This is a genomic window from Streptomyces sp. NPDC096339 (assembly GCF_044762985.1).
Taxonomy (GTDB): domain Bacteria; phylum Actinomycetota; class Actinomycetes; order Streptomycetales; family Streptomycetaceae; genus Streptomyces.
Window position 1 is genome coordinate 66,797 of the sequence record NZ_JBIWFI010000009.1, and the last position, 19,532, is coordinate 86,328.

Consider the following 19,532-nt stretch of genomic DNA (forward strand, 5'->3'; position numbering starts at 1 on the left):
CCCTCACCCCCAGCGTGGCGACTTGGATCACCCCGGGGTTAACGTTCTGCCACACCCGGCCGCGGTTGTGCGGCGCGGACCGGGCGCGCCCAACATCCGCCACGTACGGGCAGGCCCGCAGAACAGCCGTCTCCGAGTGGAGACCGCGATCCCGCCTACTCCTTGTAGTGCTGGGCCGGCTTCACACGGAGCTGGTGCTCGTCTCCATGCTGCTTCCTTCTCGGTGCCGGTGCGGACGGTGTAGGCGTACCCGGGCATGCCCGGCAGCGTGGAGAGGACCCAGGCCCACTGCTGTCGCCGGGTGGTCAGGTCCGCGAGATGCCCCCGCTGTTCCTCCAGCCACTCTGCCCGCTCGGCCCGCGGCAGAACCCGGACTGCCAGCCGCAGCAGGCCCAGACCGCTCAGGCGAAGCACCGGTACCCGCCGGCCACGCCGAAGGTTGCGGCGAGCCCGTCCCCACACGCCACGCTGTAAGTTGCGGCCGGAGGCCTGAGGGGACTCGTCCTGCGCGAGCAGCTCCTCCATCTCGCGGACGAATGCCCCCTGCAGCGGGGGCGCGTCCCGGTGGCACCTTCTTGGCGCCGTCCACCATCGCCCGCCGCATCTCCGGCACCGTCGTCTCCGCCCGCGACGAGCACGGCGTCAAGACGGAGACCGGCGTGGCCCGGCTGGCCCAGGGCCCGGCTCGCGCAGTTGGTCAAGGAGATGGAGAAGCGCGGCGAGCAGCACGGCCGCGGCCCGGCCGCCCCGCTGCATCGATTCCTTTGTGTCGACCATCGGCCGCGTCTCAGGCCTGGCCGACCCCATCTTCGACGAGGTACGGGCAGGACTGCGCCGCCGTCGAGGACGGCGATGACGTGAGGTCGCCGGTGGCCTGCCACTGACTGTCCGGCCCGGTGGCGGACATCGCGGCGGGGGCGCCGCTGGGCACCGCGCCGTCCCAGACGTGGAGGGGGGGTCTTGCCGGCCGCCGTATGACCCGCTGGTCCATCCGGCAAGGGCAAGGTTGGGCTTACGGATGGGCCGCAGGAGCCGCGCCGGGCGCGCCGCGAGGGATCGGTCCGCGATCGGTGGTAGGACGACAGCCGTGAACGGCCATGACAGAACGAAAGCCCAGAACCAGACCCTGGCCGAGGTGGCTTCCCTGCTCATCCAAGCCCGTCGCAAGGCCGCGGAACTCGTACGCGCCTCGGGCGCGGACCTGTCCCCCGACGAACGCGACTTTTTCGGCCGCCCCTGCCTGGCCGAACTCGACCCCCCGCCGACCCCGCACATCTGCGCCTGCAGCGACTACGGCGGCTCGGGCGGCGAACAACCCTGCCTCAACACCTGGATCGACTCCACCGGCCCGGACGACGGCACAGGATCGCCCACCAGGATCTGCGAGCACACGGAACTCGACCACGCCCAGATCTGACCCATCAGGAGGACGCAGATGTCCGAGTCGAAGCGGAACGACAGGACCGACGCGCAGTCACGGATGCTGGCTGAGGCCGCTACGGTACTCATCGAAGCGCAGGACAAGGCAGCAGCGATGATCCACGAGTCAGGGTTGGAGCTGAGCTCCGGGGAGCGGAACTCGCTCTTCAGGTGTGCCGGACAGCTGCCGCCTCCTCCGACCCCGCACTGGTGCCGCTGCGGACGCTACAAGGGCTCGGGTGGCGACGATCCCTGCCGTACGAGGTTTCCCGACCCTCTGTACGGAGACCTGTGGGCGAAATGCGGGCATTCCAAGGCGGACCACGGCGTGTTCTGAGTCGTTCGTCTACGGCCTCGGGGATCAATGGAACCGTGGAACCGTGGTTATCGGCGAGAACGATCATGGTCCGATCGGTGCGCCGGCTCCGAATCCGCACCGGCCTCTGGGTCGCTCACATCAGCGGAGGGAAGCCGTACGTGTGGTCGTACGTGTCGTCCGGGTTGCCGGCGCGGGCGTTCTTCACGTCGCGCACGGCCATGAGGATGAGTCCGGTGATGAGGAGGACGACTCCGCTGCCGATGCACCACCATCCGGTGGTTGTCGGGCGGGAGTCCGCCATCGGGCCGCCGGTGTGCAGGAACGGCCCGATGAGCACGAGCACCATGCCGACCGTGATGAAGCCCGCGGATGCCCGTTTCATCCCGTCGACGCCGTCTGTCGGTTGCGGCTCCGGGCGGGCCGCCACGGGCGGCGCCACTGGGTTGCCGTGCTGGGTTGCGCCCCCGGCAACGTGTGGCCGGCCTGCGGTGTCGCCGCCCTCCGGTGGGGCGGGGTGGCGGTCGAGGACTTGGCCGACGGCCAGCAGCGCCGGGGCGAGCATCGCGTCGTCGGCGTGGTTGTCGCGGCCGGCTTCGGCTGCCGCGAGTTCTACCTGAAGGCCCACCAGTTCCTCGCGCAGCCGGGCGGACTCCACGCGGAGCCGGTCTCGTTCCTGCCGCAGGACTGTCGACTCGGCGGCCGAGTCCTCCAGCAGGCCGGCCAGGGCCCTGATCTTGTTCTCCTGTGCGAGCAGGTCCTGGCGCAGGCGCGTTTCCTCCTCTTCCCGGGCGCGCAACTGCTCCTCGTGTTCGGATCGCACCTGGTCGAGCCGGGTGTCGAAGGCGGCGCGGTCGCGTCGACGGGCTTCTTGCTGCTCCTGGTGCAGGGTGTTCAGGCGGGCGGTCTCCTCCTGATGGTGCTGTCGCTGCGCGCGGAGTTCTTCCTTGGTGGTGGCGAGGGCCTGGCTCGTCGTCTCGTGCCGGGCCAGGAGGTCGTCGTAGTCGGCCTGGTGGCGGCGGTGCTCGCCGAGGGCGTCCTGAAGCCGGGCCTGGACCTGGTCGTGGAGGAGGACGGTCTCCTCGTAGGCGTCGGCCATCGCCAGGCGTTCGGCGAATTCCGGGTCTGCCTCCCTCAGGGCCGCGGTGTGCAGCCGCAGCGACAGGGCCCGGACCTCCTCACTCGCCCCGCAGAGCTGGATGATCGCCTCGACGGTGGAGCGGTGGGGAAGCCGTTCTCCCGAAAGGTTCCTCGACACGGTCGAGGCGCTCAGGATCACACCCGAGGCGACCTGCTTGCTCGACAGGTTCGCGGCTTCGATCAGGGACCGCAGGTGCTCGACGAGCGCCAGCTTGTGCGGGTGGTTCTCGAAGACCTCCGGTTTCAGCGGGTCGAGCCCTCGGCGGGCCGGCCGGGACCCTCCGCCTGTGGACCGTTCACTGCCGGTTCCCTCCTCGGCAATACCCGTCATGCCTGTTCTCCCGGTTGACAGTTGCGGAAAGAAGATCGTTTCCCCTGGCGCACCCGCCGCTGCGACGCGACGCTCGAACCACCCCTCGCCGCACGCCGCTCCAGCGGCACACCCGGTGGGGGTGACGTCCTGCGACCTTCCCTGTACTGAGGAGAACCATCGTGCCGATCCGTCGCGCCCCGCGTGGCAGCTTTCCCGTAGATCTCGCCGTGTTCCTGTCGATCCTGGCCACCGGCGTGGTCCTCGTCCTCGTCGGCCACGTCTCCCCCGAGGCCCTCGCCGGCTACGCCTCCGCTCTCGCCGGCCTCTACGCGGCCTGGCACCACCGCCCCCGGGGCGAAGAGCCCCGCCACACTCCGCCCCAGGCCCCGCCCGCACCCGAGCGGTAGGCATCGTCGCCCCGCCCCGGCCCCGGGCGGCTCCTCGGTGACGCCGCATGTGTGGGACTCGTCGCTACGACTGGCGGGTTCCCGTACGAGGCCGAGCGAGCCATCCCCGGCGGGGAACGTTCGGCACGCTAGGGCGTTGCCCGTCCCGCAACGCTCCGACCTGCGTGAATGTTCAAACGGGCACACTCGGCGCCCCGCTTCCCATCTGAAGGCGAGGATCCATGAACATTCCCGTGCCTGTCACGCCTGCGCAGCAGGGCCGTGGCGAAGGTGGATCCTGCGGATGTGCCGGCGTTGTTCAAGGCGATGAGGACGGACGACGAAGTCACCGACCGCAGCGCCGGAACAGACTGACCCAGGTGAGGCTTGAGAGGCGGCCGCCGGCGGTTCCTGAAGGTCTCAGCACTCCAGGAGCCCCAGTTCGCTGTCGGGCAGGCACAGCGGGCACGCCACGGCGTTCGGGACCGTCAGCAGAACCTCCCGCACGCTCTGCGCGGTCGCCGGGCGGCTGCGGCTTCGGCTGCCGCTGCCGCTGCCGCTGCCGCTGCCGCTGCTCATCGGGCAGCCGCCGGTGTGGGCCCGCGGCGGGATACGGCCGACGCCAATGCCGTACTCGATCCACCGTGCGGCGGCTCCGGCGCAGGCCGGCGCCGAGCACTGCCCAACCACCACCGTGGTCTGCGAGGCCTGGCACTAGGGTCTGCAGCATGCCCACCCGGTCGACCGCGAACACCGAACCAGGCCCTGGACCACGAATCCGCGAGATCTTCCGCACCGTGGTGACCGACCGCTTCGCCGACAGGCCGGCACCCGCCCATCCGGAGCTCGTGTTCGCCGACGCCCCCTTCGACTCCGACTGGTAGTTCCTGGGCGACTTCTACGACGAAATCCTGCACCAGGGACACCTGCAACGAGTGTTGGACGACTCTCTGCGTGGTGATGAAGCGGGGTGATGGCGACGCTCCCGCTGTAACGGGCGGTGGTCGTGGTTGGGGCTTGGGTGCCACTTCGTGTGCGACGACACCGTGAACACGAACGCGATGGTCGACGTGCCCCGTACAAGGTTAGTTGCGGAGTGCAGGGCTCACGCGCTAGGAGCCCAGTCACCGATGACGGCTGCAATGGCGAAAAGGACGAGCATCCCCACGGTGCAACTGTCGGCTACCCACGCACGGGTATAGCGTCGGACCGTACGGGAGTCCCCGCGCAGGTCCCGCTCTTCCGCGAGTCTGGCCTTGATCTGGGTCACGGTCTGGTCGGTGGAACCGACGAAGTGATCGATGAACGACCCGGCGAACCCGAAGGCGGCGATGTCGGCGGCCTGCGAGGTGGTGATGATCAGGTTCCCTCCGCTGTCTGCTGCCACACTGGCCACATAGCGGTAGGGAATTTCATGGGTGAACACCGGATTCACCACAGACAGCACCTTCTCGCCGAGCACGATGCGCGACCCAGTGATCCGCCGGATGAACGCGATCATCCCCAGGCATACTGCTACGACCCCGAGCGCGTCTGAGTCCGGGCCCCTGACCGCGATGCTCACTCCGACCCCAACGGCAAAGACTCCGATTCCAGTGGTGAAGAGCGCCGACATGGCCATGAAGGACTTCCGTCGCAGCACCTTCCGGCTTTGTGTCTTCACGGGGCCCTCCTTTGGGGGATCGCGGCCGACGTCCGAGCTCTGGGCGGGCCTTCCAGTCCGTGTTGCCCTTTCTAACAGGCGTGCGACCGCAGGTCATTGCTATCGGCCAGGCCCGATACGCGATCTGAACGTCCTTGGACCAGGATGTCGTGAGTGCGTGCGGGCGGCTTCGCCACATGATCCTTTGGTGTTTGGGCAGGCTGGCGGTACTTCGTCCGTGCTCGAACGCCGGAGCACATCGTGGCTACGGAGGCTGCCGTGCTGATCGTGGACACGGACGTACTGCTGGTGGAACGGCAACTGCGATCCGGGCCGACTGGCATGTCCCGTGTGTTCGGCCGTTCTGGCGCCGCGGGGACACGGTCGGGCCCGGGAGATCCGGGGTGATCTGGGGGCCGGTTGTTTCTGCGACCGCGCCGAACGCGTTGCTCGGGCTGCAAGGTCACGTATGCGCTGCTGGCGGAGGTGTTCTGGCCGCGGCGGGCGGATGCGGCTGCGGTGATCGGGGCCGGTCTGGAGATAGCCGCGCTGGGCATGGGGCACCGCCGGATCGCCGCGATGCTGGGCCTGGCCGAGAGCTCGGTCCGCGGCTGGTTGCGGGCGTTCACCGGACGAGCGGAGGACGAGCGGAGGACGAGCGCCGGCATTTCACCGTCGTTCTGGTCGCACTCGCCGTGATCACACCAGCCACGGCAAGATCGTCTCATCTTGATCACGCTGCGGCCCCACCAGCCTCTGGCGGGATGTATCTCGGTCGCCCGGACCGATTCGGCATGAGAGCCTCACGCCCGTGGCTACTGAAACCGAGGTGGGAGAGCTGTTGCACCAGCGCGGCTGGCGAGCGGCATTCACGGTCGCTGAAAGGGTGGACGCGTGGGCCGCCCTGGTGAGCGCCATCGAGCGCGGCTACGGCGACGACATCTACGAGTACACCAACGACCTCTACTGCCGAAACTGGCTGCACGAGGCGTGGCTCCTGCTGGACGAACACATGGTCCAGCTCTGGACCCCACAGATCAAAGCTCTCGACGACCGGTACAAGGCCGCGACCATCGACGACGACGGCCAAGCACTCGACCAGTTCCACAGACTGCCCGGCCCCGACCTGTGGTGGTGGCGGCGACACCCCTGCATCCTCAGCGGAGACCTCGGGCGTTCCCTTCGCTCGGCCGGTGCCATCGGCACCGACCCAGACACAGCATGACCCTCAACCTCGTGGCATTGCGGGACAACGCTTAGGCGAGCTGTTCCGGCAATGGGTCACGCGGCCGGCATACCTCAGTAGTGCCACCACTGATCGGGCATGGAGGAGTCGCAGGTGTACTGGAAGGCCCTGCTGCCATTGGCAGTGCCCTGGACGACCAGGCACTTGCCGCTGTTGTAATTCGCGAGCATGAAGCCGGCCTCGCTCCGGACCATCACCCACTTCTGGTCCGCGAAGAAGTCGCACTCGGTCTGGAAGGCACCGTTGCCGTTGCTGGTGCCTTGCACGACCAGGCACTTGTGGCTGTTCAGGTTCATGATGTTGTAGGTGTCGTTGCCATAGGACTGGAAGGCCCACTTCTGGTCGTTGTAGCTGAGGCAGGAGTACTGGAAGACGCTGCTGCCGTCATTGCCGCCCTGGGCGACCAGGCACTTGCCGCTGTTCATGCTCATCAGCCAGTCGGGCGTCTCCGCGGAGGCGGGAGACGCCGTACCGACGGCGGCCGTCACCGCCAGTCCGGCGGTCGCCGCCGCGGTACCGATCACGCGGGCCGTCTTCTTCGTGAGCTGTCTCATGGGCTTCCAAATCCTCCGTGCAGTGCGTCCATCCGTCCGGGCGCGAGGGCCCACGACGTGCTGAACCTCAAGCTAATTGCCGTCGGGGCGGCATGGTGTGCGTGGAGCGCACGAAGCGTGTACGTGGAGCGCACGGGGCTCCGATGCCGGCGGCCGGCCCGGCCACGCACGGGCGCCGCCCTCGGGATGCGCCGGAATTGCCCCACTCGACGGCGGCGCCGCGGTAGACGAGTTCACCCTCGGAGTGACCGTGCACGGCACGTACATCGGGCGGTGCCTGTCCAGGCAGCGCGAGACGTGGACCGAGCTGACCGGCGGGCTCGGCAAGGACCCGGACCGTGCCGAGCCCAGTGCTGCCGCCTTCGCCGCCATACATGCGCGCCGGCTCGGCACAGCGAATGCCGCTTCCGGGGTGCCACTCCATCGCCGGCCCGACATTGCGCCCGTGCTCGGCACACCACTCCACCGGGACCAGGCCCCCGCAGGCGTACAGGCGGCACGCACACCTCTCCCCCGGGCCGGCGGACGGCACCCCGTGCCGGACCACCCCGCCCGCCGCCCCTCCGCGGCAGCACCCGTCAGGCCGGCGGGCCGGCCAGGACAGCGTCACCCGCAGGCGGGCCCGCGCGGCCGCCCTGCGGGTGTTCATCGTCGACCCCGAGGGATTCCCCCGTCCGGACGGCTCCTGGTTCGACTACCCGCTGGAGGCGCCGCAGACCGGTGACGTCGTCGTACGCCAGACGGCCGCCGACGCGATCAGCGTTTGGTGCGGGCATGAACACAGGTCGCGCAGATGTGCCTTGTTCCGTGCCCATCCACAACGCCGCCGGCGGCGCATAGATTGGTGGGATGTGGCAGTCGCGTGTCGAGCGGATCGCGGAACTGACGGGCGAGGAACGGTTCGGCGAGGCGCTGGAGGAGGCGCTGGAGCTGGTCCGTGACGTCGAGAATCCGGTCACCCTGGGGCAGGTCGGATTCCTCCTGGAACAACTCGGCCGTTGGGCGGAGGCCGAGGACTGGCTGCGGCGGGCACTGGACGACGATCCCGGCTACGTCACACGCCACATGCAACTGGCGCTGTACTCCCACACATCCGTATCGGCTGACCTGCACCACATGCTCGGGCGGGTGCTCCAACGGCAGGAGAAGACGCACGAGGCGAAGCTGCACTACCACCTGGCCAAGCGTTCCGACCCGACGGTGGAGCTCGACCCCATGCACCTGGCGATCATGAGCACCGGGGATCTGGAGGACCATCCGGAGTACGACGCGGCGCCGACACGGCCGCCGACCGGTTCCACCGAGTTCGTCGAGTACCTTCTGTCGCTGAACTCGCCGGAGGAGGTCCGGCAGGCCTGGGCGCACGCACCGTTCGACGACGCCAGCCAGGTGATCGCTCTCGTCGCCGAGAACATGCAACGACAGGGGAGGTTCCTCCTGGCGGCTCGGCTCCGGGTGATCCTGGACGTCGTGGTGGGCGATCCGGAAGCGGCCGACGCCGGCTGGGAGACGCAAGGGGCTCCGCACGTCAAGCAACTGCTCGACCTCGCGGAGATGCGGCAAGACCAATCGGTGGGGGCTGCGGAGGCGGCGGTCCTCGCGGCCGGGATCCCGGTCCCGGCGGGGGACGCGGACCTGCTGCTCCACCTGGTCTGGCGGTTCATACGCAACGATGCCGGCACCGGCCTGGTGATCGCGGAGACGGTGCGCCCTGCGCTCACCGCCGCCGGGCGGGAGGCCCACGCCGCGCTGCTGGTCGGCCGTGCGCAGTTGGGAACCGGACGCCTCGGAGCCGCTGCCACCGCCCTCGGCCAGGCCGTGGAGCAACTACCGGACGGTGAGCCCTGGTTGGCCGACGGCCTCGTCTCGCTCGCGGTCGTCCTCGAGAGGCTCGGCCGGCACACGGAGGCCGCGGCGGTCGCGCGGCGCCTGGAGTCCGTCCCGGTCGAGGAGTCCGATACCGCTGACCTGGACAGCGCTTTGGACCGGGCCGAGCAGCTCGTCGAGGACGAGCGCACGCAGGAGGCACTGACCCTGCTCCGTGAGCTCGTCCCCGATCCCCACAGCACCTCGGCCATCAGGAGATGGGTCCTGATCGGCAACGCACACGCCGCCCGTGGCGAACTCGAGCAGGTCAACGAGGCATGGCGGACGGCCTTGTTCCTCGCGCGGTACTCCGGCGGCCTGGCCGACCAGTGGCCGATCCTCATGGGGCTGGGCCGGGTCGGTCTGGCCACCGGGGACCGGGCGGCGGCCCGTGAGTTCTACGAGGCCGCCCTGGAGCAGGCCCGGCACGACCCGGAGCGCGAAGGCCGGGCCCTGCTCCAGCTCGGCATCCTCGAGGTCGAGGACGATCCGGAAGCGGCGGTGGCCGCCGTCACCCGCGGTCTCCACCTGTTGGGGGACGAGGACCGGGCCGAGGACCACGGCGACCACCACGGCCCCGACGGCCCCGACGGCCCCGACGGCTCCGACGGCTCCGACGGCCACGCCATCGACCGGGCAGGCGACCATGCCGGCCAGCCCGCCGACCCGGTGGCCGAGGAGCCCGTCCCGCGCACGGCGTCCTTCTGGCGGCGCCTGCGGCTTCGCAGGCAGCGCCGCAGGGACACGGAGTCCGCGGCGGCACTGGCCGAGGTGGAAAGGGTCGGCCGCCTCCTCCCCCTCGACCACGTCGGCCGCGCGGCCACACCCGATCTCGCAACCGCCGCGGAAATCCTCGACTTCCTGGACGACGTGGACCGGCTCCTGCCGCTGATCCTTCCCCCGGGCCGGCGGGCGCTCGCAGCGGTCGTCGCCGCCGATCTCGCCGACTACGTGTGCGACCTCCCGCTCGCCATCGACCTGGCAGGGCGGGCTCTGGACATCGCGACCAATGGGAAGTGGCGCGATCTCGACGCCGAGCGCGTCGCGCGAGTCTGCCTCGGGCGCCTCGTCCGGCTCGACGGGGACTTCGAGGCCGCCCGCGCCCACTTCGAGCGCGGCGCGGCCTGCGCCCTGGCGCTCCACGACGTCGACGGCGAGGCCGATGCCCGAGGCCGGCTCGCCGTCACCCTGCGCCTGCTCGACCTCCCCGATCTGGCCCTCGATCACTACGCGTTCGTTATCGACGTAGCCGAGCGGCGGGCGGACCACACCGCCGCCGCGCTCAACCGGCTCAACATGGCTCAGTCCCTGATCCTGCTGGCCCGGCCGGAGGCGGCCGCCCCAGTGATGGAGCAGGCGATCCGCGGCTTCCTCGGCCAAGGTCTGGTCGACCTCGCCGGCTTCGCGCTGCGGGTCTTCGCGGTACGACTGCGCGATCGGACGCCCGCCGACGACATCCAGGCCGCTCTCGCCTCGCTCGATGCCGCGGTGACCTCGGAGTTTGGCGGCAACGCGTGGACCTTCGAGCATCTCCACCTGGCGATGTCCCTCACCGGGCGGGGCGAGCACCAGTCCGCTCGCGACCTCCTCGCAGCCATGGCCGCGGGCCTGGAGCAGGCGGGCAATCCGGAGATCACCGTCGTCGGACAGGTCGAGGCCGCCCGTATTCTCGCCGACACCTTCCCCGCGCACGCCTGGGAACTGGCGCAACGGGCTCTCACCGCGGCCCTGAACCGCACGTCCCAGCGCCGGCTGGCCACGGACTGCCGCATGGTCCAGCTCGCTCTCGCGCTGGACCAGAGCTGGGACGACCGGGCCGACGCGCTCGTCCCGGTACTGCTCGACGACTGGCGGGACCTGCGCCGCAAGTTGTCGGCGGACGTCATGCGGATCGCACTGGCCGACCACATGACCGTACATCTGCGTGCGACTGTCGCCCGTCTCCTCCAACGGGGCGAAACCGCACGGGCCTTCGAGCTCTGGGACGCGTTGCAGGCACCGGCGTTCAGCGACCTTGTCGACCCGGGTCGGGAGGAAGGCCGCCCCGGCGCGGACGCCGCGGGGGTCGCCGGTGTACTGGCCCTCGGCGAGGTCGCAGGGGCTGTCGTCGCCTTCGTCCACCGTCGACCGTTCGAGGAAGCGCCCGTCGCCGTTGCGACCGGCATGTCCGCCGCCGAACTGCACGCGTTGCTGCGCGTGTTCCGCCGCGAGGTCCACCTCTTCCACGGGCACGGATCCCGGTCGTGGATCGGGCTGTCGCGGCCGCTCCTCGCCGGCGTCGGGCCGCACCTCCCGGACCGGGGGACGCTGGTCGTCGTACTGGACGCCGATGTGCAGGAGCTGCCCGTCCATGCCGTTCCGCTGCCAGACGGCGGGACCCTCGCGAGCCGGTTCGACGTGGTGCACGCACCCAACCTCACCGGGTTCGCGGTCCTGCGCGGGCGGGCGCGGACCCACCCGGAGGACGCCTGGCCAAGGCTGCTGACGGTGGGCGTGGCCTTCCCCGACGAGGCGCGTGCCCTTGCGATCGCCCACGGCGGTCTCTGCCTGTCGGGACGCACACTGCCCAAGCAGAAGATCCACGGGGCAATGGCCGACGCCGATGTCGTGCACTTCGCCTGCCACGGCTTCTTCGACGCCGAACGACCGCTCGACTCCGGTCTGCTGCTGACGTCCGGGCCCGGTGCGCCAGGCCGTCACGGGGTCCTGTCGCTACGGGACTTCGCCAGTCGGCGGATCACCACGGGGCTCGTCGTGCTCAGCGCGTGCGAGACGGGCCTCGGCCGTCCGTCGCCCACCGACTACCTCGGTCTGGCCCGCGGACTGCTGGCGGCGGGCGCGGCGGCCGTCCTGGTCTCCCTGTGGAAGATCGACGACGTGGCCACCCAACGGTTCATGCTCGACTTCTACCTCGAACTGTGGCGCACCGCGGACGACGGACACCTCGATCCGGCGGGCGCCCTCAGCCGCACGCAATGCGCATGGGCACGCACGCGGCCTGCGCAGGAATGGGCGGCGTTCCGCCTGATGGGTTGCCCGGAGCTGTTCGACGGAAGGCACGCATGAACGACGAAGATGTCGAAGAAGTCGAAGAAGTCGAAGAAGTCGAAGAAGTCATCGAACTGGAACCACTCGACCAGGCAGCCCTGCGCTCGGGCGAGGGCACTGCCGTGTGGGAAACCGTCCGGGGCAGGCGCAACCGCATCTCCATCGGTCGCGCACCCCTCACGGACCCCGCCGGGCGCCTCGGACCCGCGACGGCCACCGCCCTCGAACGCGCCTATCCGCCCCCGGCGCACACGCTGTCCCTCCTGCCGCTGTCCCTCACCCTGCTCCCGGACCGCGACTGCCGTTTCGTGTCCGCCGACCTCGTCCTGACTGCAGAGGAGGACCTGCAGGCGGCCCCGCAGGAAGCGCTCTTCGTCCATCTGGAACCGTCCGAACGCAGCCACACGATCGACGTAACCAGGGCGAGGGCGACGCTCGCCGCTTCCCTCACCGATCCGCTGTTCGCCGTGGTCAATGCCGAGCTGACGCCCCGCACCGAGGAATCCAGACTGACCAGGACCGAGGCGTCCCTCGAGAGTTTCGGGACCGGCACCCCCGAGGCGGGCTGGCGCCTGACCGTGACCGACTCCCGCGAGATACCTCTGACCACCGACGGGCTGCTCGCCGTCCTGGCGCGCCCCCGGACCCACTCCGGCACCGTCCGGCTGAACGTGGTCGCCGAGATCCAGATCCGCACCGCCGGCGACCGCTGGCTCACCTGGATCTTCAAGCGCCGCGACCCGCCGTCGGTCACTCGCACGGTCGCACTGGGCTGACCGCGACCCCACGTACGGGCGCGGCTCGGGGCCGGCGGTCCATCACCGGACTCCGGGGAAACGAGAGTCTTGCCCGACCGCGATCCACCGCGCCGCGGTGAAGAAGGTGGCCAGTACCGGCGAGAGGGCGTGCGGCCACGAGCTGACCGTCCTTCTACGGAAGAGCCGATGACTCATCAGCTTCCGTGTGTGACAGGACTCTTCGCAGTTTCGTGACCAGGCTTGAGACGGCGGCCTATCGGCTGAAGTGGGCTTGGTGTTCGTGCAGGAAGGCGTCGAGGGTTCGGGGTGGGCGGCCGAGGATGTCGCTGACGGTGGTGGTGGGGGTTTCGGGTCGGGTAATGGCGAGTTGCTGGATCTCCGTCACGTGGTCGGCGAGCCAGGTGGGCATGTGGGCGTTGTGGATGAGGTTGTCGCGCAGTTCGTCCGGAGTGAGGTTGGCGTAGCGGATCCGATTGCCGGTCAGGGTGGTCAGTCGTGAGGCGAGTTCGGGGTAGGAGACGGTTTCGGGGCCGGTCAGGGTGTAGGTGCCGCCGGTGATGTCGGGCCTGGTGAGGGCGGCGGCGGCGACGTCGCCGATGTCGCGGCAGTCGATGTAGTTGTAGGGCGCGTCGCCCGTCGTGCCGAAGATGACGCCTTGGGCGACGGTGGGGGCCAGGCGCAGGAGGTTCTGCATGAATGCGTAGGGGCGCAGGATGGTGTGGGTGATGCCGCTGGCGCGCAGGCGTTCTTCGATGGCGTGGTGTCCGCGGGAGATGGCGACCGGGGAGTCGGGTTCGGCGGCGGGTGCGGAGATCTTGACGATGTGTCCGATGCCGGTGTGGGCCGCGATGTCGATGACTCGGGTTTCGAGTTCGACCTGTGTGGGGCTGTTGGCCATGGCGAGGAAGAGCCGGCTGGCGCCGTTGAAGGCGGTGCGCAGGGAGTGGGGGTCGGTGGCGTCGGCGTACTGAACCTCGATGGGCAGTTGGTGTGGGCCGGTTATGCCGGGGATCGGACTGTGCGGGGTGCGGGTCAGTGCGCGGACTGGCGTGCCGAGTGTGAGGAGGCTGTGGAGCAGGGCGTTCCCGGTTGCCCCGGTCGCTCCCATGACAACGATCATCGTGTGCTCATTCCTTGGTGACTTCCCGGCGGCGTGTGCTGCCGGGGTGGGCCCGGTCGGGCTTGGACGCGTGGGCGGGTGGGCACGGTGCCGGGGTGGGTTATGTCGGGGATGCCATGGTGCTGCGCCAGCGCAGGGTGACGATGGTGGTGGCGAGGGCTGCGGAAACGGGCAGGTCGATGCGCAGGCGCTCCAACCACGGGGTGGCCGGGATCGGGGTGTGGGCCGGTAGCCATTGGGCGGTGAACCATCCCAGCAGGGCCGCCGCACTCGTGGCGGTGATGACGAGTGCGGCGGTCAGGGCGACGCGCGGCGTGGTGGTGGTCCACCGTCGGGGCTGCCCGCCGTGCCGCAGCCAGGTGCCGACCAGGAACGCCACCACGGCGGAGGTGCCAGCGATGGAGGTGCAGGCGGCCACGGCCAGGTCCTGCTGCCTGGTGACGACTCCGGCGGCGCCGGCCATCAGCGCGGGGGCGGCGTAGGCGGTCAGCACCTCGCGCCACAGGGTGAACGGGCGGGATGCCCGGGAGGCTGCCCGGTTTCGGCTGGTTCTGTCCTTCGTTGCGGGCATGCTGGCCTCTCTCTCTTTGGTGTGAGGGAAGCGAAAGGCTGCGGCGGGGGTGGCAGGCCTACTCCGCAATATAATTAGGCAGCTAACTATTGCCTCGTAAAAAGGGGCCCACCCGGAGGGCGGAGCCCAACCGGCCGAGAGCCGGGTCAGTCAGCGGCCAGGGCCGCACTGCCACGCACGACGCGGGCGAGCAGATCCAGGAACACCGCACGCTCCTCGACGGAAAGCCCGCCCACCATCGCCTCGAGCCGCCCGAAATGCTCGGACGCCATGTCACGCAGGAGCTGCGCCCCGCGCGCGGTCAAGACGGCCACCGTGCCCCGACCGTCCTCCGTGGACGGGCGGCGGGCGACCAGACCCTCGCGCTCAAGGCCGTCCAGCAGGCCGGTGACCGTGGCCCTGGAGACATCGAGGTCGGCCGCAAGACGCGAGGGGGACTTCTCCCCGCCGTGGTCTTCGAGGTCGGCGAGCAGGCGGTAGCGCCCCGTCGACAGGCCGAACCGGGCAAAGTGCGCCTCGGCCGCCCGGCCGACCCTCGCGCCCGCCGAGATCAGCCGAACCGCGACCAACACCGCCTGCGGATCAACCTCCAGGCCGTAGCGCTGGACCTGCCGCCTGGCCTGGTCCAGCGTGGGCGCCTCGCCATCGATGCCGTCCCTCGTCATGTAAATAATATGGCGGCTAATCACTTGGGCTGTCAAGGCGCCCCGATCTCCGGCCTCGGCCTGCGTACCGCATTATTCGATGCGGCCAGTGTCTCGTGATCCTGAGCGAGCGGGCTCGCGCCGCCGTACGCCGCCACGTGGCGTCGACGGCTCTGACCGGACGGAGTGGAGGGGGTGGCGGCCTGCTCCGGGACAGAGCCGGCTACCCCTCCACCCTTCGCACGGTGACGTTCGATCAGGGCACGCAGTTCTGGGTGCCGGCAGAGAAAGTCGGTGCTCACCCCGGGGATCACGTGGCTCAAGACGAACTCGTGTGGGCCCACCATGCATCTGGTCGACGGCACCCAGATCGCTTGCCGCTGACGCCAGGACTCCCCTTTCGAATCCCGCAGGGTGAGTGCCGGCCACTGATTCCAGCGGGCGACTGCTCCCGAGTGGAGCCCGGCATGGTGCAGCGGCCATCGTTGCCGGAATCCGGCAACGACGTGGAACGGTTCTCGTGCCAAGCTGCGGAGCATGGGGTGGACATTCAAGTTGCACGGCGGTATCGCGGCCGCGTTGGGCGCCACACTGTTGGTGCTGGCCGCGCTCACCTGGCTTCCTGGAACCTTGCCAATGAGCGGGTCGAGGTGGCTGATCGTGGTGATCGTCGTGCTGCTCTTCCCGATCTTCATATCTGCACTGGTGCGTATGTTCTTGGCACGCGCGGACCGGCACTCGGTGTGGCTGGCCTTCCGGTGTCTTTCCGGCAAGGCTCAGATGGGGCTCGCCGCATTGGCCGTGTCGGGTGTCGTGATGATGGTCTTCAGCACAGCTGGAGAGGGGAACTTGCAGGCCGCCGAGGTGAAGGACGGTCGGTACTTCGCCTTCGACACGACGCCGCAAGCGCGCGGCACGGTCGAGATCACCCAGAGCCAGTACCAAGCTGTCCTGGAGGGTGATCAGCGCAGCATGTTCGCGATCCCGGGCTTGCTCTTCATCGGCGCCGCGTATGCCGCCCTGACAACCGGCGAGCTTCGCCGAGCAGATCGTGGCTCCATGCCGTCGCGATTCGCGTGAGGAGGTTGTCTGCGGCGGTTGACGCAGCGGTCGACGCGCCTGCATCACCTTCGCCATCCGCGGCTGACGGAAGCTCTGCTTCGCCCAGGGCCTCGGCCGCTTCCGCCTGGGCCACATCCACGCGCGCACGACGTACCTGCTCCGCCGGGGTGGTACGGCGCCGGGCCCCGGTCCGAGGCCGGTGAACCCCCTCATCGAGTCCCGGGCCTTGACCAGGCGGCCGGCCTCCCAGTGCGCGGCAACGTCGGCGTCGGCTAGCACCGCGTGCAGGATCTGCTCGACCTCGTGCAACACCGGCTCACTCACCGGCTGCCCGGCCTCGACCGCCAAAGCGCGCCGTCCGCGCAAGGCGCCCGATCACCACGTGCTGATCATGCGAGAGCTTCCTGAGTGGCTCGGCGTCCATGGGAAAGGTTCTTCCAACGATCTCGGTAGGGCGCACGGTCAGCCGGGCCCGCACCCTGGTAGCCCTTGTCCGCCCAGCAGTTGACGTCTGCCGCGGCGAGGGCGGTGAGGATGCCGTGTTCGCGTGCGGCTCGGATGTCGTGAACGGCCCCCGGCAGGGCGGGTGAGGCCCACAGCGGGCATCCGGCCAGGTCGGTCAGAACCTGGACGTTCATGCCGTGCTTCTTGTGTTTTCCCGAGTAGAAGGGCCGGTCGGCGGCGATCCGGTCGATGGGCAGGAGCGTGCCGTCGAGCAGGACGAATGCGTTCCTCGACGCGGCGCGGACGGCCTGCTCGAGCGCCGGTGCCAGGGAGGTCAGGGAGGCCAGGAGTTCGACGGCTTCGGTGATGTACCGGTAGGCCGTGGTCGTTCCGATGCCGCACCCGGCCGCGAGCTGAGCATAGGGATGCCCGTAGCGCAGGTGGGCGAGGGTGAGCAGGTGCGAGTGCGCACGGACCGGCGCGTACCCCGCCCCGCACGCCAACCGGAGCCCGTTGTCAGCCGGATCAGCCGAATGCTGCCGTGTCGGGCAGGGCACATCGTGATCTCCACCTCAAGGATTTCGTCAGCAGGGTGCCCCTTGCGCGTGTGGGGCCGCCCGAACCGAGATCCCTCACGAGAGGACGAGCATGAGCTTCACGTTCCGTGGCCGGTCCACGGGGAGACGGGTCGCAGCCGCATGTGTGGCGGCACTGCTGTGGAGCGGTCTGCCCGCGGGGGCATGGCTGAGCACAGCACACGCAGCCGACGCCGGGAGATCCATCGAACCCGGTACCGCAGTCTCCTGGGGGGCCAACCTCGAAGGTCAGCTCGGCGACGGCACCACGGTCACCCACAGCCGCACCCCGGTCCGCGTCTGCGGCTCCGGCCCCTGCCCCTCGCCCCTGGACCACGTCGTCGCCGTCTCCGGAGGCGCCGGCCACAGTCTGGCCCTGCGCGCCGACGGCACCGTCATCGCCTGGGGAAACAACACTTCCGGCCAGCTCGGCGACGGCACCAGGGCCGCCAGAGCCACTCCGGTGCGGGTCTGTGCGCCCGGGGAGGTCCCGCCCTGTGAAAACTTCCTCACCAACATCACCGCCGTCGCCGCAGGCGCCTTCCACAGTCTGGCCCTGCGCGCGGACGGCCTCGTCTTCGCCTGGGGGGAGAATTTCGCGGGCCAGCTCGGCGACGGCACCCACAACCCCAGCAATACACCCATCCCGGTAGGCGGTCTCGACAACATCACCGCCATCGCCGCAGGCGCCCTCCACAGTCTGGCCCTGCGCACCGACGGCACCGCCCACGCTTGGGGCGGCAACGAGTTCGGCCAACTCGGCGACGGCACCAACACCGACAGGGACACACCCGTCCCGGTGTTGGGTTTCCCCATTGTCTCCGCCATCGCCGCCGGCTCCGGAGGCGTCCACAGCCTGGCCCGGCAAACCGACGGCACCGTCATCGCCTGGGGGCTCAACGAGTCCGGCCAGCTCGGCAACGGCACCAACACGAGCAGCAACATGCCCGTCCAGGTGAGCGGCCTCACGAACGTCGCCGCCATCGCGGCGGGCACCGTCCACAGTCTGGCCCTGCGATCCGACGGCACCGCCCGCGCCTGGGGGGCCAACGACGTCGGCCAGCTCGGCAACAGCACCAACAGCGACAGCAACACGCCCGTCCAGGTAAGCGGCCTCACGAACGTCACCGCCGTCTCCGCAGGCGCCAGCCACAGTCTGGCCCTGCGATCCGACGGCACCGCCCGCGCCTGGGGGTTCAACAACTTCGGCCAGCTCGGCAACGGCACCATCACCAACGCCAACGCACCCGTACAGGTCTGCTCGTTCGGGCAGACAGCCCCTTGCAACCGATTCCTGGACGGGGTGACCGCCATCTCCGCGGGCGGCCCGTTCAGCCTGGCCGTCATCCGGCCCTCCGCTGATCTGGCCGTTGCGATCAGCGCAAGCCCGGAGCCGGTGCAGAACGACCGCAACCTGACCTACACGGTCACGGTCCGCAACAACGGACCGACGGCTGCCGACGCGGTGGTCCTCAGCGACGATCTGCCCGCCAACGCCAGGTTCGTGAGCGCCGCTCCCAGCCAGGGCACCTGCCAGGTGCCACCGGCTGGATCCACCAACTCCGTGACGTGTTCGCTCGGCACCCTCGCGAGCGGTGCGACGGCCACCACCCAGATCGTCGTCACGGTCAGGACGGCCCGAGGTGGCACGGTCACCAACACGGCGACGGTGACCGCCAGTACCCCCGATCCCAACCAGACGAACAACAACGCGGACATCCAGACGGCGGTGTCCTGACCTGCCTCGTTGGCAGCGGCCTCCCGGGGGCCGCTGCCCCGGGTCAGTGAGCTCCTCACCGAAGCCGTCGAACTCCTGGTCTCCCTGGCACCGGCGCTCGAGCAGGCCGTCCGCGCCGCGTCGAGGAAGGTATTCGTCCTGCTCGACGGCACGCTCCTGCCCATCGACCGGATCGCCGCCGACCGGCCCTTCTACTCGGGAAAACACAAGAAGCACGGCAGGAACGTCCAGGTTCTGACCGACCCTGCCGGACGCCTGCTGTGGGCCTCACCCGCCCTGCCGGGGGCCGTTCACGACATCCGAGCCGCACACGAACACGCCATCCTCACCGCCCTCGCCGCGGCAGACGTCAACTGCTGGGCGGACAAGGGCTACCAGGGTGCGGGCCCGGCTGACCGTGTGCCGGACCGAGGCCGCTGGGAGAACCTTTCCCGCGGCCGGCAGGCCGTGAACCGCGCGCAGGCCAAGGTCCGAGCCCTGGTCGAACCCGCCATCGCCACCCTCAAGACCTGGCGGCTATCACGCAAGCCGCGATGCTCGACAACCCGGATCACCGGCCTCGTCCAAGCCGTCCTCACCCTCCACCTCACCTGCTCAAACCGAGGTCGGAAAAGGCTCAGTGTCTGGTGTGCCGCGCGTAGTGCCTCGCCGAGCTCCCCGCCTGGCCGTGCACGTCGCTGTGACCGCGCG

17 protein-coding genes and 2 pseudogenes are annotated in these 19,532 nt (G+C 69.7%); 11 read left to right on the forward strand and 8 right to left on the reverse strand.

The window, feature by feature from the left end; translation table 11 throughout:
- Positions 1 to 1,087 precede the first annotated feature (1,087 nt).
- Together ACIQ5Y_RS14890 and ACIQ5Y_RS14895 are read left to right on the forward strand one after the other, a co-directional pair.
- Complete coding sequence (locus ACIQ5Y_RS14890; protein ID WP_403879742.1) at positions 1,088 to 1,417, forward strand: DUF6422 family protein; 330 nt, start codon at positions 1,088 to 1,090, stop codon at positions 1,415 to 1,417.
- A gap of 18 nt (positions 1,418 to 1,435) precedes the next feature.
- Positions 1,436 to 1,756: a DUF6422 family protein gene (locus tag ACIQ5Y_RS14895; RefSeq protein ID WP_403879744.1), complete on the forward strand. Its 321-nt coding sequence runs from the start codon at positions 1,436 to 1,438 to the stop codon at positions 1,754 to 1,756.
- A gap of 115 nt (positions 1,757 to 1,871) precedes the next feature.
- Here ACIQ5Y_RS14895 and ACIQ5Y_RS14900 read toward each other — a convergent pair whose 3' ends face one another.
- On the reverse strand, positions 1,872 to 3,206 hold the full coding sequence (locus ACIQ5Y_RS14900; RefSeq protein ID WP_403879746.1) for a helix-turn-helix domain-containing protein: 1,335 nt from the start codon (positions 3,204 to 3,206) through the stop codon (positions 1,872 to 1,874).
- 161 nt (positions 3,207 to 3,367) lie between these two features.
- On the opposite strand from ACIQ5Y_RS14900, the gene ACIQ5Y_RS14905 reads away from it, so the two are divergent.
- On the forward strand, positions 3,368 to 3,595 hold the full coding sequence (locus tag ACIQ5Y_RS14905) for a hypothetical protein (RefSeq protein WP_403879748.1): 228 nt from the start codon (positions 3,368 to 3,370) through the stop codon (positions 3,593 to 3,595).
- Positions 3,596 to 3,994: 399 nt separating this feature from the next.
- On the opposite strand, the gene ACIQ5Y_RS14910 is transcribed toward ACIQ5Y_RS14905, so the two are convergent.
- The gene (locus ACIQ5Y_RS14910) at positions 3,995 to 4,267 is read right to left on the reverse strand and encodes a DUF6233 domain-containing protein (RefSeq protein WP_403879750.1); all 273 of its coding nucleotides are present in this window, start codon (positions 4,265 to 4,267) and stop codon (positions 3,995 to 3,997) included.
- 35 nt (positions 4,268 to 4,302) lie between these two features.
- Between ACIQ5Y_RS14910 and ACIQ5Y_RS14915 the strand changes: the two genes are divergently transcribed.
- Positions 4,303 to 4,458 (forward strand): hypothetical protein, encoded by a 156-nt coding sequence (locus ACIQ5Y_RS14915; protein ID WP_403879752.1) that lies wholly within the window; start codon positions 4,303 to 4,305, stop codon positions 4,456 to 4,458.
- Between the two features lie 221 nt (positions 4,459 to 4,679).
- On the opposite strand, the gene ACIQ5Y_RS14920 is transcribed toward ACIQ5Y_RS14915, so the two are convergent.
- A complete protein-coding gene (locus ACIQ5Y_RS14920; protein WP_403879754.1) occupies positions 4,680 to 5,237 on the reverse strand; it encodes a hypothetical protein in 558 nt (185 codons plus the stop codon).
- Positions 5,238 to 5,735: 498 nt separating this feature from the next.
- On the opposite strand from ACIQ5Y_RS14920, the gene ACIQ5Y_RS14925 reads away from it, so the two are divergent.
- Both ACIQ5Y_RS14925 and ACIQ5Y_RS14930 read left to right on the forward strand, forming a co-directional pair.
- A complete protein-coding gene (locus ACIQ5Y_RS14925) occupies positions 5,736 to 5,915 on the forward strand; it encodes a hypothetical protein (RefSeq protein ID WP_403879756.1) in 180 nt (59 codons plus the stop codon).
- Positions 5,916 to 6,027: 112 nt separating this feature from the next.
- Positions 6,028 to 6,441, forward strand: coding sequence for a hypothetical protein (locus ACIQ5Y_RS14930; RefSeq protein ID WP_403879758.1), 414 nt, complete (start codon positions 6,028 to 6,030; stop codon positions 6,439 to 6,441).
- Positions 6,442 to 6,515: 74 nt separating this feature from the next.
- Here the strand turns inward: ACIQ5Y_RS14930 and ACIQ5Y_RS14935 are convergent, their stop codons facing one another.
- Positions 6,516 to 7,016, reverse strand: coding sequence for an RICIN domain-containing protein (locus tag ACIQ5Y_RS14935; RefSeq protein WP_403879760.1), 501 nt, complete (start codon positions 7,014 to 7,016; stop codon positions 6,516 to 6,518).
- 849 nt (positions 7,017 to 7,865) lie between these two features.
- Here ACIQ5Y_RS14935 and ACIQ5Y_RS14940 point away from each other — a divergent pair.
- Both ACIQ5Y_RS14940 and ACIQ5Y_RS14945 read left to right on the forward strand, forming a co-directional pair.
- Positions 7,866 to 11,948: a CHAT domain-containing protein gene (locus ACIQ5Y_RS14940; RefSeq protein ID WP_403879762.1), complete on the forward strand. Its 4,083-nt coding sequence runs from the start codon at positions 7,866 to 7,868 to the stop codon at positions 11,946 to 11,948.
- On the forward strand, positions 11,945 to 12,706 hold the full coding sequence (locus tag ACIQ5Y_RS14945; protein ID WP_403879764.1) for a hypothetical protein: 762 nt from the start codon (positions 11,945 to 11,947) through the stop codon (positions 12,704 to 12,706). Before ACIQ5Y_RS14940 ends, ACIQ5Y_RS14945 begins: the two co-directional genes overlap by 4 nt.
- A 235-nt stretch (positions 12,707 to 12,941) precedes the next feature.
- Here ACIQ5Y_RS14945 and ACIQ5Y_RS14950 read toward each other — a convergent pair whose 3' ends face one another.
- The 3 genes from ACIQ5Y_RS14950 to ACIQ5Y_RS14960 all read right to left on the reverse strand — a co-directional run bounded on the left by ACIQ5Y_RS14950 (position 12,942) and on the right by ACIQ5Y_RS14960 (position 15,044).
- Positions 12,942 to 13,808 (reverse strand): NmrA family NAD(P)-binding protein, encoded by an 867-nt coding sequence (locus ACIQ5Y_RS14950; RefSeq protein ID WP_403879766.1) that lies wholly within the window; start codon positions 13,806 to 13,808, stop codon positions 12,942 to 12,944.
- Positions 13,809 to 13,908: 100 nt separating this feature from the next.
- Positions 13,909 to 14,379 carry a hypothetical protein gene (locus ACIQ5Y_RS14955; protein WP_403879768.1) on the reverse strand — a complete coding sequence of 157 codons (471 nt, stop codon included), beginning with the start codon at positions 14,377 to 14,379 and terminating at the stop codon, positions 13,909 to 13,911.
- 146 nt (positions 14,380 to 14,525) lie between these two features.
- Entirely contained in the window at positions 14,526 to 15,044 is a 519-nt protein-coding gene (locus ACIQ5Y_RS14960; protein ID WP_403879770.1) for a MarR family winged helix-turn-helix transcriptional regulator, read from the reverse strand.
- Between the two features lie 516 nt (positions 15,045 to 15,560).
- Between ACIQ5Y_RS14960 and ACIQ5Y_RS14965 the strand changes: the two genes are divergently transcribed.
- The gene (locus ACIQ5Y_RS14965; RefSeq protein ID WP_403879772.1) at positions 15,561 to 16,103 is read left to right on the forward strand and encodes a hypothetical protein; all 543 of its coding nucleotides are present in this window, start codon (positions 15,561 to 15,563) and stop codon (positions 16,101 to 16,103) included.
- Positions 16,104 to 16,477: 374 nt separating this feature from the next.
- Here ACIQ5Y_RS14965 and ACIQ5Y_RS14970 read toward each other — a convergent pair.
- Positions 16,478 to 16,987, reverse strand: a pseudogene (locus tag ACIQ5Y_RS14970) (transposase family protein); the annotation flags it as partial.
- A gap of 190 nt (positions 16,988 to 17,177) precedes the next feature.
- Between ACIQ5Y_RS14970 and ACIQ5Y_RS14975 the strand changes: the two are divergent.
- Both ACIQ5Y_RS14975 and ACIQ5Y_RS14980 read left to right on the forward strand, forming a co-directional pair.
- A complete protein-coding gene (locus tag ACIQ5Y_RS14975) occupies positions 17,178 to 18,842 on the forward strand; it encodes a hypothetical protein (protein ID WP_403879774.1) in 1,665 nt (554 codons plus the stop codon).
- A gap of 54 nt (positions 18,843 to 18,896) precedes the next feature.
- Positions 18,897 to 19,442 (forward strand): annotated as a pseudogene (locus ACIQ5Y_RS14980) (transposase family protein); the annotation flags it as partial.
- Positions 19,443 to 19,532: the final 90 nt, after the last annotated feature.